The following is a 13,739-nucleotide window of genomic DNA, read 5'->3' as shown; positions in this document are numbered from 1 at the left end:
GGCGGTCAGGGGCCGGGGCTGGGTCTGGGCGTCCCGCCGCCGCCCGACGGGGCGGCCGGCCGGTCCGGGGGCCCCGGGCGGTCAGGGGCCGGACCCGGATGCGGACGGCACACCGCCGACGGGAGACCGTCGCGGCACCGCCCGGCCGCCCGATGCCCTCGCCCGATGCGGTTGGCGCGTTCGCAGTCGTCGTTCCCGGGCGGTCCGGCCCGAAGAAACGGGGAAGTCCCGTATGAGGGTCGGGGTGGGAGCCTCCGGACCGGGGTACCATTCCCGAATGACGCAGCGTCGCCTTCCCGGTCGCAGAACAGCCCTGGCAGCGGTGCTGCCGGCCGCCGTCCTGCTCGTCCCGACCGCCGCCCACGCCCAGTCACCCGCGGTACCGCCGGCCCCAGCCCCGGCACCGCCGGCGCCCGTCGTGACGAAGCTGACGCTCGTCACCGAGAAGGCCCGCGGCGGCGAGGTCCTCAAGGGCGAGAAGTGGCGCGCCCTGGCCGTCACCGACCAGTTCGTCGCCGGCACGAAGGTCCGCGTGACCTTCACCGCCAAGGGCAAGCGGTCGTCCAAGACGGTCACGCTGAAGCAGCAGAAGGACGGCGAGAAGGGCTACGTCCGCCTCAACGTCCCGGGCAAGGTCAGCAAGAGCTCGCGGGTCGTCGTCCGCGCCGCGATCCCGAAGAACCAGCCGATCGCGACCACCGTCGCGAAGACGAAGGTCGTCCTGCAGGCCACGCCGAACGTCAGCGCCGGCGAGCGCGGCCTGGCCGTGCGGATGCTGCAGGAGATGCTCGCCGACAAGGCGTACGTCATCGGCAAGAAGGGCGTCTACGACGCCCGCACCCAGCGCGCCGTCCTCGCCTTCCGCAAGGTCGCCCGGATGTCGGCGACCAGCGAGGCGAACTCCGCCGTCTTCCGGGCCCTGCGCGCCGGCAAGGGCCGGTTCAAGGTCAAGTTCCCGAGCCACGGCCGCCACGTCGAGGGCGACATCGAGCGCCGCGTCCTGGTCCTCGTCGACAAGGGCAAGGCCATCCGGATCTACCACACGTCCCCGGGCAAGCCGTCGACGCCGACCATCCGCGGCAGCTTCCACGTCTACATGAAGGACCCGGGCACGAACGCGAAGGGCATGTACAAGTCCTCGTACTTCATCCGCGGCTACGCGGTGCACGGCTACCCCGAGGTCCCGGCCGGCTACAGCGCCAGCCACGGCTGCTTCCGCGTCCCGATGTCCGACGCCGCCTCGATCTACGCGTTCATGACGATCGGGATGCCGGTCGACACGTACTAGGGCTCGCGCCCTCCTCGGGGTCGGGCCCATAGCATCGGCCCCCTGATGCCTGCGCCCGACACCGCCAAGGACCGCCTCGTCGCCGAGCTCCGCGAGCACGCGCTGGTGCTCGGCGAGGTGACGCTGACCTCCGGCAAGACCGCGTCGTACTACGTCGACGCGAAGCGGGCGATCCTGCGCCCCGCCGGCTTCAAGGCCCTGGGCGAGCTCTTGGCCGTCGAGGTCGAGCGCCTCGGCGCGACCGCCGTCGGCGGCCTGACGATGGGGGCCGACCCCGTCGCCTGCGCCGCCCTGGCCGGCGGTGCGGACGCCAACGCCTTCTTCATCCGCAAGGAGACCAAGGCCCACGGCCTGCAGCGCCGCGTCGAGGGCCCGTTCCTCACCGACGAGGATCGCTGCCTGGTCGTCGAGGACGTCGTCACCACCGGCGGGTCGACCGTTCAGGCCATCGAGGCCCTCCAGGCCGAGGGCCGGACCATCGTCGGCGTCGTCACCGTCCTCGATCGCCTGGCCGGCGGCGGCGAGCGCATCGAGGCGGCGTGCGGCGCCCCCTACGTCGCCCTCACCACGATCGACGACGTCCACCCCGACCGCCCGGAGGCCTGAGCCATGGTCGTCGTCGGCGTCGTCGTCCTCTTCATCGGCCTCGTCGCCGCGGGCGCCGGCGCGGGCCTGGCCCTCTTCGAGCGCCTCCCCCCGAAGGGCTCCCTCCGCCTGATGGGCGCCGGATCGATCGTCGGCGTCATCGGCCTCGTCGTCACCCTCCTCTCCGCCGACGACAACGAGTCCCTCTCGGCGGGCACCTTCATCCCGCTCGCCCTGGTGATCGCGATCGTGGCGTACGCCGCGTGGTTCGCGGCGCGCAGCGGGGCGGGGGACTGAGCCTCCCCCGCGCTTCGCGGCGGGTCCGCGAAGCGCGTCACAGCGGCGCGTCCCGTGCCGCCGGGACGCATTAGGATCTGCGGTCCCCGCCCCCGTAGCTCAGTGGATAGAGCATTGGTTTCCTAAACCATGTGCGCAAGTTCGATTCTTGCCGGGGGCATAGAAGTACCTGCACATCTGCGATTTCTGCGCTACGCGCATTGGCCGTGCGCACGTGGTTTCTGCGCGTCACCCCGCCCACCCCCGCCCCGGCCGCAGGGGTTGGGCGGTTGTTCAGAGCCGGTAGTGCGCCCGTGCGTTGCCCGCCATGAACTTCTCCGCGGCTTCGGGCGAGAGGACGCGGAGGAGGGCGGTCGCCTCTTCCGATCGTCCATGCGGGAAGTCGGAGGCGAACATGAGCAGATCGTCGGAGCCGAGCCAGTCGAGTGCGGCCCGCAGCTGGTCGTCGTTGCCGGCGTCGATGGGCTGGCCGGAGAACTTCACGTGTCGCCGGACGAGGGCGCTCGGTGCCTCGACGAGCCACGGGACGTCCCGACGCAGGCCGGGCCACTCGCGGTCCATCCGCCACAGCGTCGGGCCGACCCAGGTGAAGCCGCTCTCGAGGAACGAGACGCGCAGATCCGGGAGGGCTTGGAAGAGCCCTTCGCTGACCATGCTGCAGAGCTGCGCCTGGAACGCTCCGAGGTGGCTCGAGACGTAGTCCTCGAGGAACCAGGTCTCCATGCCGTTGGGACCCGGAGCGTCGGCGGTGCCGCCGTAGTGCACGCCGGCCACCAGGTCGTTGCGCACCATCGCCTCGAACATGCTGCGCAGCGGTCGCTGACCGTAAAGCCGGGACGACCGGACGGGGAGCAGCACCTGGACGAATCCGGGGTGTCCGCCGACGCGGTCGATCTCCGCCGCCGCCTCGTCCGGGACGAACGCTGGGACGACGAGGGACGCGCGAAGCCGCGGGTCCTTGTCCAGCCACTCGGCGATCAGCCAGTCGTTGATCCCGCGGGCGAGCCCGGCCGCGAAGTCCGGGTGACGGACGCGCTCGAGCCCCCAGTAGCAGTTGAGGATCGAGGCCTCCGCTCCGATCGGCTCGACCGCGCCCGCGACCACTGCCGCAGCCGTCGAACCGACCGGGCCGCCGGCGACGGCGAGCCCCGGATCGATCGTGGTCCCGGCCCCCGGCGGGTAGACGGAGTCCATCCAGGGCGGCGCCTGGAAGCCCGTCTCGTTGACGAACTCGCGCCACACCGGCTCGAGGTGGTCCTTCAGGCTCTCGACGCTGCCGAGGTGGGCGTGGAGGTCCGCGTCGATGACGGCCCCCGACCATCCGCCGAGGACGGTCTCTCGGTCGAGCGAGGGGATGACAGTGCTCATGCGCCGGCCTCCGGCTTGGGGAGGCGGGAGTAGAGATCGAGCGCGTTCCCGCTCATGATCATCTCGCGGAGCTGCGGATCGTCGATCATCTGGGCGGTGGTGTCGGGCGCGTCGAAATCCCAGTGCGGGTAGTCGCTGGCGAAGAGCAGCTTCTCCGGGTGGCCGAACGCCTTGAACGCCTGCTCGAACTGGTGCTTCTTCTCCATCTCCTCCCACGGCTGGGTCGTGTACCAGAAGTGGTCGCCGAGGTATTCGGACGGCCTGCGGGTGAGGTGAGGCACCTCGTCCTGGAGCTGCCCGAACGCCCGGTCGAACCGCCATGCGAACGGCGCGACCCACGACCAGCCGCCCTCCTGGAAGACGATCTTCGTGTTCGGGAACCGGTCGAGGGCGCCCTCGGTCACGAGGCTCGCCATGTGCCCCGCCAGTGCGTGCGGGAAATTCACGTGGTCCTCGTAGTAGTACGAGGGCCAGCCCGCGGCCGTGAGCGGTCCGAGGTTCCCCTGCCCCGGGTGGAAGGCGATCGGGAGGTCGTAGTGCGCGCAGGCCTCGATCAGGTCCCAGTACTTCCGGTGACCGAACGGCCGCTGGATCCGGAGGGGCACGCTCACCTGGACGAAGCGGTCGTCACCGATCCACCGCTCGATCTCGGCGATCGCGAGCTTCGGGTCCTCGTACGGGATCAGCGTCGTGTTGCAGAAGCGGCTGTCCAGGTCGAGCCACCGCTCGGCGGTCCACTCGTTGGCGGCGCGCATCAGGGCCGCCGTGTACTCGAGGGGCGCGCCGCCGCCGACGTAGGCGCCGGAGTGCCCCATGCTGTTGTTCAGGATTGCGATGTCGACGTCGTAGGCGTCGAGGTGCTGCAGCTGCATGAACGCCGGGTCCGCGCCGGGGGGCTTGCCCTCCGGGGACCACGCGTCGGTCCGGCTGCCCATCCAGCGGGCGCGGACGATGCCCTGCTCGCCGGCGCCGGTCCGCAGGCCGTAGCGCTCGTAGTACTGGCGCCAGCGCGTCGGCATGTACGCGACGACCTCGTCCATCATCGGGAAGTTGTGGACGTCGGTGTCGATGACCAAGGACTTCGGCGGCGAGGCCACCGTGATCCCGGGGGCCGAGGTACGTGCTGTCTCCATCAGTTCTGTCCTCTCGTGGTGCCGATGCGAGCGCTTGCTCGCTGCGTGGCGACGCCGTCCGAGCTTCCCACCGCCTGCGTCGAACGCCAAGGCGGCGATCCCGGTCTGCGGAACGCGGCGGCCGGTGGCCGCGCGTCCGGTCAGGCGGCGGTCTGGCCGCCGTCGATCGCGTAGACGCCGCCGGTGGCGTACGACGCCTCGGCGCTGAGCAGCCAGACCACGAGGTTCGCGACTTCGTCCGCGGTGGCCGGCCGGGAGATCGGCCGGCCGGCGACCGGTGATGCGTCGCCGCTCGGCCGGTCGGCCGCCGCGGCGACGAAGGAGCTCACCATCGGCGTGTCGACCCGGCCGGGGCAGATCGCGTTGACCCGGATCCCGTGCGGCCCCGCCTCGACGGCCGCGGTGCGCGTCATGCCGAGGATCGCCTGCTTCGAGGCGCAGTAGGGGGCGAACCCGCTGAGCCCGCGCGACCCGGCCGTCGACGAGCAATTGACGATGGAGCCCGTGCGCCCGTCCGCCACGCACCGCGCGAGGAACGCCCGCATGAACAGGAACGTCGCTCTGGCGTTCAGGCCGACGACCCGGTCGAAGTCCTCCGGCGCGGTCTCCCAGATCGCCTTCGCGGTCCCGAGGATCCCAGCGTTGTTGTAGAGGAGGTCGACCGGCCCGAGGCGCTCCTCGGCCTCGCGCACGACCCGCTCGACCTCCTCGGCGACCGAGAGGTCCGCCACGATGCCGATCGCAGCGGGGCCGAGCGCCTTCGTGGTCGCAGTCAGCCGTGCGGCGTCGACGTCGATGAGCGCGACGCTCGCCCGCTCGCGGACGAGACGGCGTGCTGCTGCGGCACCGATCCCGCCCGCCGCACCGGTGACGATCGCCCGGTGCCCGGCGATGCCGGGCAGTCCCTGGTCGGTCATCAGGAGAGGAGCATGTCCGGCATCATCGGGTCGCCCTCGCGGAACACCTCGGTGCCGAGCATGGTCTGGCATCCCGGGCAGCAGATCTGGCGGAACAGCACCGTCTGGTCGACCAGCGGCCCGGGGTCTACGGCGCCGGCGATCTCCGTCAGCGGAGCCTCGAGCATCAGGCAGCTGCGCTTGTAGTCCGACCTGTATCCGCAGAGGATCTCACCGCAGTGGCGGCACGCCAGGACCCGCTCGCCGCCCGCGTCCCGTGCCACGACCGACTCGTGCACCGGCGCGTCCGGACCGCCGGTCGCGGCGAGCGCCTCGACGGGGGCGGCGGCCCCGTGGACGTCCGACACCAGGGTCCACGTCGCTCGCTCGGCCCGGATCGCGTCGCGTGCCGCGGCCGTGGCCTCGGCGTCGATGTCACCGGCGGACGAGAACACGATCGCGTAGTGCGCCTCCGCGGCCTCGCGGGAGACGTAGCCGTTCGCGAGGTCCTCGAGCACGCGAGCGGGCTCGCGAAGCAGGGGGTCCCCGTAGCCGCCGCCGCCCATGACCTGCGCCTCGAGGACGTCGCCGGGGGCGAAGGTCGTCGCGTTCAACTTGCCGGGGAGCCGGGTGAGGCTCTCGTGCTCGAGGGCGGCGAGGTCCTGCGGGATGTGGCCCGCAGCGAACCGCTCGGCGACGTCGGTGCCGGCAGCGTGGTGGTGCGAGCCGGCGGTTGACGGGTTGCCGCCGAAGAGGCCCTCGGCGTTGACCACCGAGACGGCGGCGCCGAACGCGTTCGCCTCGTAGGCCATCGTCCGAGCGCGGTACGGCGTGACGGCCCAGGTGGCGCCGTTGCCGCCGCGCCACCGTCCGGCACCGGCGGTGTCGGCGGTCTCCCGGCGGTAGAGGTACACGAGCGGGTACCACTGTTCGACGTCCTCGACGTTCAGGAGGCGGGTGAGCGGGCTCCACATCGGGCCGCCGCTGTCGATGCCGTCGCGGTGGTTGAGCGCGCCACGGCCGTTGGCGAAGCCGTCGAGGAGCGCCTGGCCGAAGCCCTCGCCCCGGTCGTTGACGCCTTGGACGACGAACAGCGGGTAGTCGGGGTCGGGACCGACGATGTCGGACGCGAGCTCGGGGTCACAGCTCAGCATCCGCGACACGAGCACCTGCATCGCGTAGACGTTGAGTTGGACGTTGCCGATGCCGCCGGCGACGGCCGCGGGGTAGTCGACCGTGTTGAGCAGTCCCGGCGTCACGTCGAAGTCGATCTGACGGAACGCGCCGCCGATCGCGAAGAGGTGCTCGTAGAGGAGGTTGAGGGCCACCACGGTCGTCACCGCGCCCATGAAGGGCGAGAACGTGATGCCGGCAGGGCCCGCAGGCGCCTGGACGTCCGTGCCGTGGTTGTCGACCGTGAGGCGGTCGCCCTCCTTGGTGAAGTTCACCTGGACGCGCATGACGCTCTTGTCGCCCGGGAGCGCCTCGGCGCTGTACTTCACCTGCGACCAGCGGCCGTCCGGGATCCGGCGGAGCTTCGCCTTGAACGACTCCTGCGAGCGGTCGAGGATCCCCTTCATCACGCCCTTGACCGTCGCGGCGCCGAAGCGGTCGCAGAGGTCGATCAGCGCGTCGCGCGCCTGCTGCGAGCCGATCAGGCCGGCGCGGAAGTCCAGCGACACGAAGTCCGGCATGCGCGACTGGCGCAGCAGCACCTGCTCGAGGTCCTCGCGGATCATGCCGCGCTCCACGAACTTGAAGTGCGGGAGGATGATCGGGTCCGAGTAGACGTCCGGCGCGCCCTGGGGCCAGCCGCCCGGGCTGATGCCGCCGAGGTCGTACTGGTGCGCGGCGCTGGAGATCCAGGCGAACAGGCGGCCGTCGATGAACACCGGGGTGTTCACCTGCATGTCCATCTGGTGGGTGGCGCTGATCCACGGGTCGTTCCCGAAGAACATGTCCCCCTCGTGGATCCCGGGGTTCCCGCTGTAGTGCTCCAAGATGTAGCGGATCCCGAAGGTCGCGCCACCGTTGAGGAACTGGATGTACGGGGCGTTCATGATCGTCTCGCCGTCCTCGGCGGCGATCGACATGTTGAAATCGAGGCCCTGGAAGCTCGGGGAGCCCGAGATCCGGGTCATCGTCTCGCCGTGGGCGATGTTGATCGTCCAGAGGCGGTTGCGGATCACCTCGTAGGTGACGGGGTCCACCTCCGCCTCGAAGTCGTCGTGGAGCGGCAGGTCCGGCGACACCCGGGTCTGCCAGTCCGAGGCCGGGATGTACGAGTGGAGCTTGCCGTCCCAGATCGGTGCTGCCGGGGCCGTGGCGGGCTCGGACGAGGGGTGTGCCGTGTCGGTCACGATGGTGTCCTTGTCAGGTCCGGGGAACATCAGGGGAGCAGCAGGTGGATGCTGCCGAACTCGTCGACGAGCGAGGTCTGGGCGGGCCGGACGACGACCGTCGTGTCCGGGTACTCGATGATGGCGGGGCCTGCGACGGTCATGCCGTGCACGAACGTCGTCCCGTCGAAGACGGGCACGTCGCGCGGGGCGAGGCCCTCGTCCTCGTAGTAGACGACCTTGCGCGTGCGCTTGATCGTCGGTGCGGTGTCGGAGGCGACCGGCTCGTGGATCGTCGGCTCGTACTGCCCGATGTCCGCGACGCCGCGGACGGCGAGGCCCGTTGTCGCGTAGCCCGCGCTCGCGGAGCCCGACCCCTCGCCGAAGAGCCGGGCGTACTCGGCCTCGAACGCCCCGACGAATTCCGCCACCACCTCGTCGTCCCAGGTCCCCGGCGGAGCCGACACCGGAATGACCGAGAACTGGTTGCGGTACTTCGTGTCGACGATGCGCTCCAGGACGATCTGGTCCTCCCGTGCCCCCTGGGCGAGGAGCCGGCGGCGGACCTCGGCCTCCAGGTCGGGCCAGGCGTCGTTGAAGAACGCCGGCGAGAAGGGCGACGACGACGCGCGTCCCATCTCGCGCACGACGACCGCCTCCGACGTGGCGACCCCGAAGGCGGACCAGCCGGAAGCGAAGTCGCTCAGCGGCACGACGACCCGGGAGACGCCGAGCTCGCGGGCGTAGCCGCTCGCGTGGACCGGGCCTGCGCCGCCGTAGGCGTAGACCGTGAAGTCGCGCGGGTCGTACCCCTGCTGCACGCTCGCCAGGCGGATGGCGTCGGCCATCTGGCTGTCGACGATCCGAGCGGCGGCCGCCGCCGTCTCGACCGCGGAGAGTCCGACGGGCGCCCCCGCGGCCTCGAGGACGCGCAGCGAGGCGTCGAGGTCGAGCGGCATCGCGCCGTTGAGGAAGAACTCGTGGTCGAGGTAGCCGAGCACGAGGTCCGCGTCGGTGACGGTGGCCATCGTGCCGCCGCGGCCGTAACACGCAGGTCCGGGGATCGACCCTGCGCTCCGCGGCCCGACGGTGATCGTGCCGAGGTCCTCGTTGAACTGGACGATGCTGCCGCCGCCCGCACCGATCGAACGGACGTCGACCGTCGGGACGAAGTACTCGAACTGCCCGTGCCGGCTGGTCGGCCGGGTCAGCGGGCGTCCGCCGTCGATCACGCCGACGTCGAGCGTGGTCCCGCCCATGTCGGTCGTGACGACGTTCGCGGGGGCGGGCGCGCTCCCGACGGGTCCCGAGCCGGTACCGCCGGAGTCGACGACGACCGCACCGGCACCGACGCGGGCCGAGGCCGCCGCCGTGCGCGCCGCGAGGGCGCGGCTGCCGATGACGCCGGCGGTCGGCCCGGATCCGATGGTGAGGACGGGGCTCCGTCGGGCCTCCTCGACGTCGATGACGCCACCGGAGCAGCTCATCAGCTGGAGGCGGTGCGCGTATCCGGCGCCTTGGAGCGCGTCCTCGAGCTCGCCGAGGTAGGCGTCCATCACGGGACCGATGGCGGAGTTGATGACCGTCGCGACGGTGCGCTGGTACTCGCCGGGTCGCGGGGCGACCTGGTGCGAGAGCGACACGAACGCCCCGGGGAGGCGCTCGTGGATCAGGTCGCGGACGCGGAGCTCGTGCTCGTTGTTGGCGAACGACCACAGGAGGGCCACGGAGAACGCCTCGGCGCCCGCCTCGATCAGCTGATCGATGGCCTCGGTCACGCTCTCGTCGCGCAGCGGGACCAGGACCCGGCCGTCGAACGTGACGCGCCCGTCGACCTCCGCGACCAGGTGCTTCGGCACCAGCGGCGCCGGCTTCGGCTGGGCCGCGACGTGCGCGAGCGTCTCGGGCGGCAGGCCGCGGAGGCGCTCGCCCGCCTGCATCATGAAGATCGAGTCGCCATGGCCGCGGGTCGCGATGAGCCCGACGGTCGAGGTGCGTCCCTCGACGAGTGCGTTGGTCCCGACCGTCGAGCCGTGGTAGACGGAGCGCGTCGCACTGAGCAGCGTCTCCGTGTCGGTGCCCAGTTGGCCGGCTGCGGCGCCGATCGAGTTGAGGACGCCGGTCGGAAGATCACCGTGGGTCGACGTCGTCTTCCCGATCGTCGTCCGCCCCGAGTCGTCCACGACGATGCAATCGGTGAACGTCCCCCCGATGTCCACGCCGATCGCGTAGTTGCTATCGCCCACGAAGTCTCCTCATCGTTTACCTGACCCATCCGTGGGAGATCCGGCGAGCGGAGTCGTCCACGGCGTCGGGGGCGACGCTACCACCGGTTTCCACGGGGAATTCCGGGGTGCAGAAACGGAGTTGTCGCCTTCCGACGTCGCGACTTCGAGCCGCTGTGCGACGCCTCGACACGGCTGATCCGCCGCGAACCGACTGCCCAGGGCACCGCTTCTGCACAGCGGAACGCCGCCCGTGTCGTGTGACGCCAGCCACCGTAGCGTCGAGGGATGGATCACCTCAGACTCCACAACTACGCGGACCGCTACTCGCACGTCCACCTGACGCGCGACGACGGGGTTCTCACCGTGCGACTCCACACCGACGACGGCCCGCTCCATTGGGGGGGCGTTCCCCACGAGGAACTCGGTTGGTGCTTCGCGGACATCGCCGCCGACCCGGAGAACGAGGTGGTCGTCATCACCGGGACCGGCGAGTCGTTCTGCGCCCATTTCTACGCGGGAGAGGCGACCAGCCGCCCGGCGGCGGAGTGGGACCGGGTGCACGCGGAGGGGAAGCGGCTGCTCCTGAACCTCCTCGACATCCCGGTGCCGACGATCGCGGCGGTCAACGGGCCAGCGACGGTGCACGCCGAGATCGCGGTCCTGTGCGATGTCGTCCTGGCGTCCGACGACTGCGTGTTCCAGGACGCACCGCACTACCCGTCCGGCATCGTCCCCGGCGACGGGGTCCACGTCGTCTGGCCCATGCTGCTCGGCCCCAATCGGGGCCGTTCGTTCCTCCTGACGGGCGAGTCCCTCGGCGCGCGGGAGGCGCAGGCCCTGGGGGTCGTGAAGGAGGTGCTGCCCCGCACGGAGCTCATGCCCCGGGCGTTGGAACTCGCACGGTCGATCGCCGCCCGCCCGCCCCTGACCCGTCGCTACGCGCGCGAGGTCCTCACGCAGCCCATCAAGCGCCGCCTGCTCGACGAACTGTCGCACGGCCTCGCGCTGGAGGGTCTGGCGGGAGGTGACTCCTGGCCGGCGGGGCACCGCGTCTCGCCCCCGGCGTAGCGGGCGTGGGACCGGGGCGGCCGTCGTGGCCGGCCGCCCCGCCCTTCGTCAGGCCGCCGAACGCGCGGAGAAGAACGTCGCGTTCAGTCCCGCGTAGTGCCGCCACTCCGCGGGGAGATCATCGGCGGTGAAGACCGCTCCGACGGGACAGGCGATGGCACACGCGTCACACCCGATGCACTCGACCGGATCGATGTACAACATCGTGTGCTCGCCGTAGTCGGGATCATCCCGGGTCGGGTGGATGCAGTCGACCGGGCAGACGTCGACGCAGGACTGATCCTTCGTGTCGACGCACGGCTCGGCGATGACGTAGACGGCCATCAGAACTCCAACGGCAGCGAGGTCAGGGAGCGGACGATGTTCTGTTCGTACTGCGGGACGAACCCCTCCGCGACCCGATAGTCCGGGATGCGGGCCAGGAACGCCTGGAGGCCGATGCGCATCTCGAGGCGGGCGAGGTGCGCGCCGATGCACCGATGCACGCCGGACCCGAAGGCGACGTGGCGATTCGGCGACCGCTTGATGTCGAGCGTGCCGGGATTCGGGCACACGAGCGGATCCCGGCTCGCGGCGCCCCAGCCCAGGACGACGAAGTCCCCCTCTTCGATCTTCGTCCCGGCGACCTCGGTGTCCGTCGTCGCACGGCGCCCGTTGTGCGGCGAGGCCGCGTACATGCGCACGAACTCCTCGACCGCCCGGGGGTAGGCGGCGGCGTCCGCTATCAGCGCCTGCTTGTCCTCCTCGTGCTCGGAGAGGTGCCAGAGCGCGGAGGCCATCACGTGCCCCGTCGTCGCGATCCCGGCCGCGACGGTCTGCGCCAGGGTCCCCGTGCGCATGCTCCAGTCGTACCCCTCGAGGTCGAGCGCAAGGATCTCGTCCACGACGTCACCGCGGGGCTCCTCCGTGCTGCGCTTCTTCAGGAACGCCTCGAAGTACTCGAACGACTTGACGATCTCCGCCGCGCGACCCTCACGAGGTCCGGTGAGGCCGGCGCTGAGGGTCTCGTGCAGCCACGGCATGTCCTCGAGCGGCATGCCGCACATCGTTCCGCAGAACACGTACCCGGGGAGGGCGTTGGTGTACTGCTTGACCACGTCGACTCGGCCGTCGCCGACGAAACCGTCGAGCAGGAGATCGGCGTGGGCGCGGATCTCGTCCTCGATGGTCCCGACGGCCCTCGGGGCGAAGTGGCCGTCCATGACCTTCCGCAGCTCCGAGTGCAGCGGCGGATCGCACTCGACCGGGTACCAGAACGGCTGGCCCTCGGGGCGGTTCGGCGTGAAGCCGCTCGTGCTCGAGAACGTCTTCCAGTCCTTCGCGGCCTTGGTGACGTCCTCGTAGCGGTTGATCACCCAGTAGCCCTCGCCCACGTCGCTGCGGGCCACGGGGCACCCCTGGTGCAGGCCGGCCAGGACCTCGTCCCAGTGGTCAGCCAGATCGGGGTCGTCGATGTCGTAGCTGTTCCAGAACCGCTTGGCCAGCGGGCTCACGCCCGGTGTGTCCGTGGCCGTTCCCGAGCCGTGGTCGAACGGGCAGGTCTCGTCGCTCATGGGTGTCCTTCGTGTCGTCGTCGTGTGGTGGGTCAGCGCACCAGCGCGCCGGCCTCGATGGGGATCGCCGTCCCCGTGACGAACGCGGACTCGTCCGATGCGAGCCACGCGACCGCCGCGCTGATGTCGTCGGTGCTGAGGAAGCCGGACTCCGGGAGTGGCAGCAGCGGCACGTAGGAGGCGTTGAAGAAGGTGGAGTCCGCGTCACCGTTGCCGAAGAGGTCCAGGAGGCTCCGGTCTTCGGTCATGGGCGACTCGACGCCGCCGGGGTTCAGGGTGTTGACCCGGATGCCGTGCTCGCCGAGCTCTTGGGCGAGTGCGCGCATCAGCCCTTGGATGCCGTGCTTCGAGGCGACGTACGGTCCGCAGAACGGGATCGACTTCAGGCCCGCGACGGAGCTCATGACGATGACCGAGCCACCGTTGCCCGCGCTGACCATCCGCGGGACGAACGCCTGGATGACGTTGAACGTCCCGGTCAGGTTGATGTCGATGATGGCCTGCCACTGCTCCGGGGGGCAGTCGAGGATCCGGGTGTGGCGCTGGATCCCGGCGTTGGCGACGAGCACGTCGAGCCGCGGGAACGCCTCGGCAGTCGCGGCCATGGCGGCGGCCAACGCGTCCCGATCACGGACGTCCGCCACTGCGGCGTGCGCTCGCCGGCCCTCCGCCTCGACGAGGCGGACGGTCTCGTCGAGCTCGGCCGAGGTGCCGAGCGGGTAGCCGACATCCGCCGCCTGGGCGCAGACGTCGGTGACGATCACGTCCGCACCCTCACGGGCGAGCCGGATCGCAAACGCCCGTCCCTGCCCGTGTGCCGCGCCCGTGACGAGCGCCGTCTTTCCCGAGAGTCGTCCCACTGTTGCCTCGTTCCTCGTGCGTACGTGACTGGCGTCACTCGCGCTGTAGAGGCAACTTACGAGCCGTCCCCGCGGCCCGCAATCGCTGTGGCTCGACACTTTCCGCACCGCGAGAAACGCGTAT

The 13,739-nt window shown here is 70.9% G+C and carries 12 protein-coding genes and 1 tRNA gene; 5 read left to right on the top strand and 8 right to left on the bottom strand.

Annotation, left to right across the window (positions count from 1 at the left end; all coding sequences use genetic code 11):
- Positions 1 to 277: 277 nt before the first annotated feature.
- The 4 genes from AB0L40_RS01925 to AB0L40_RS01910 all read left to right on the top strand — a co-directional run bounded on the left by AB0L40_RS01925 (position 278) and on the right by AB0L40_RS01910 (position 2,330).
- Positions 278 to 1,288 carry a L,D-transpeptidase family protein gene (locus AB0L40_RS01925; RefSeq protein ID WP_364348328.1) on the top strand — a complete coding sequence of 337 codons (1,011 nt, stop codon included), beginning with the start codon at positions 278 to 280 and terminating at the stop codon, positions 1,286 to 1,288.
- 45 nt (positions 1,289 to 1,333) lie between these two features.
- A complete protein-coding gene (gene pyrE, locus AB0L40_RS01920; RefSeq protein ID WP_364348325.1) occupies positions 1,334 to 1,894 on the top strand; it encodes an orotate phosphoribosyltransferase in 561 nt (186 codons plus the stop codon).
- A gap of 3 nt (positions 1,895 to 1,897) precedes the next feature.
- Positions 1,898 to 2,170, top strand: coding sequence for a hypothetical protein (locus AB0L40_RS01915; protein ID WP_364348322.1), 273 nt, complete (start codon positions 1,898 to 1,900; stop codon positions 2,168 to 2,170).
- A gap of 88 nt (positions 2,171 to 2,258) precedes the next feature.
- A tRNA-Arg gene (locus AB0L40_RS01910) sits at positions 2,259 to 2,330 on the top strand.
- A gap of 113 nt (positions 2,331 to 2,443) precedes the next feature.
- Here AB0L40_RS01910 and AB0L40_RS01905 read toward each other — a convergent pair.
- From AB0L40_RS01905 to AB0L40_RS01885, 5 genes are all read right to left on the bottom strand, one after another.
- Positions 2,444 to 3,538: an amidohydrolase family protein gene (locus AB0L40_RS01905; RefSeq protein ID WP_364348319.1), complete on the bottom strand. Its 1,095-nt coding sequence runs from the start codon at positions 3,536 to 3,538 to the stop codon at positions 2,444 to 2,446.
- The gene (locus AB0L40_RS01900) at positions 3,535 to 4,671 is read right to left on the bottom strand and encodes an amidohydrolase family protein (RefSeq protein WP_364348316.1); all 1,137 of its coding nucleotides are present in this window, start codon (positions 4,669 to 4,671) and stop codon (positions 3,535 to 3,537) included. Before AB0L40_RS01900 ends, AB0L40_RS01905 begins: the two co-directional genes overlap by 4 nt.
- 140 nt (positions 4,672 to 4,811) lie before the next feature.
- Positions 4,812 to 5,588, bottom strand: coding sequence for an SDR family oxidoreductase (locus AB0L40_RS01895; RefSeq protein WP_364348313.1), 777 nt, complete (start codon positions 5,586 to 5,588; stop codon positions 4,812 to 4,814).
- Positions 5,588 to 7,927 carry a hydantoinase B/oxoprolinase family protein gene (locus tag AB0L40_RS01890; protein ID WP_364348310.1) on the bottom strand — a complete coding sequence of 780 codons (2,340 nt, stop codon included), beginning with the start codon at positions 7,925 to 7,927 and terminating at the stop codon, positions 5,588 to 5,590. The genes AB0L40_RS01895 and AB0L40_RS01890 overlap by 1 nt, the downstream gene beginning before the upstream one ends.
- A 29-nt stretch (positions 7,928 to 7,956) precedes the next feature.
- Positions 7,957 to 10,152, bottom strand: a complete 2,196-nt coding sequence (locus AB0L40_RS01885; protein WP_364348307.1) for a hydantoinase/oxoprolinase family protein — start codon at positions 10,150 to 10,152, stop codon at positions 7,957 to 7,959.
- Between the two features lie 267 nt (positions 10,153 to 10,419).
- Here AB0L40_RS01885 and AB0L40_RS01880 point away from each other — a divergent pair, with 267 nt between their 5' ends.
- Positions 10,420 to 11,202, top strand: a complete 783-nt coding sequence (locus AB0L40_RS01880; protein ID WP_364348304.1) for an enoyl-CoA hydratase/isomerase family protein — start codon at positions 10,420 to 10,422, stop codon at positions 11,200 to 11,202.
- Positions 11,203 to 11,250: 48 nt separating this feature from the next.
- On the opposite strand, the gene AB0L40_RS01875 is transcribed toward AB0L40_RS01880, so the two are convergent.
- From AB0L40_RS01875 to AB0L40_RS01865, 3 genes are read right to left on the bottom strand one after another with little or no spacing between them, the layout of a single operon-like run.
- Positions 11,251 to 11,526, bottom strand: a complete 276-nt coding sequence (locus tag AB0L40_RS01875; RefSeq protein WP_364348301.1) for a ferredoxin family protein — start codon at positions 11,524 to 11,526, stop codon at positions 11,251 to 11,253.
- Positions 11,526 to 12,755, bottom strand: a complete 1,230-nt coding sequence (locus AB0L40_RS01870; RefSeq protein ID WP_364348298.1) for a cytochrome P450 — start codon at positions 12,753 to 12,755, stop codon at positions 11,526 to 11,528. The genes AB0L40_RS01875 and AB0L40_RS01870 overlap by 1 nt, the downstream gene beginning before the upstream one ends.
- Positions 12,756 to 12,787: 32 nt before the next feature.
- Entirely contained in the window at positions 12,788 to 13,615 is an 828-nt protein-coding gene (locus AB0L40_RS01865; RefSeq protein WP_364348295.1) for a mycofactocin-coupled SDR family oxidoreductase, read from the bottom strand.
- Positions 13,616 to 13,739: the final 124 nt, after the last annotated feature.

The organism is Patulibacter sp. NPDC049589 (genome assembly GCF_040675535.1).
GTDB lineage: Bacteria > Actinomycetota > Thermoleophilia > Solirubrobacterales > Solirubrobacteraceae > Patulibacter.
Note: the sequence above shows the minus strand (reverse complement) of the source record. Positions and strands in the feature narration are given on the sequence as shown.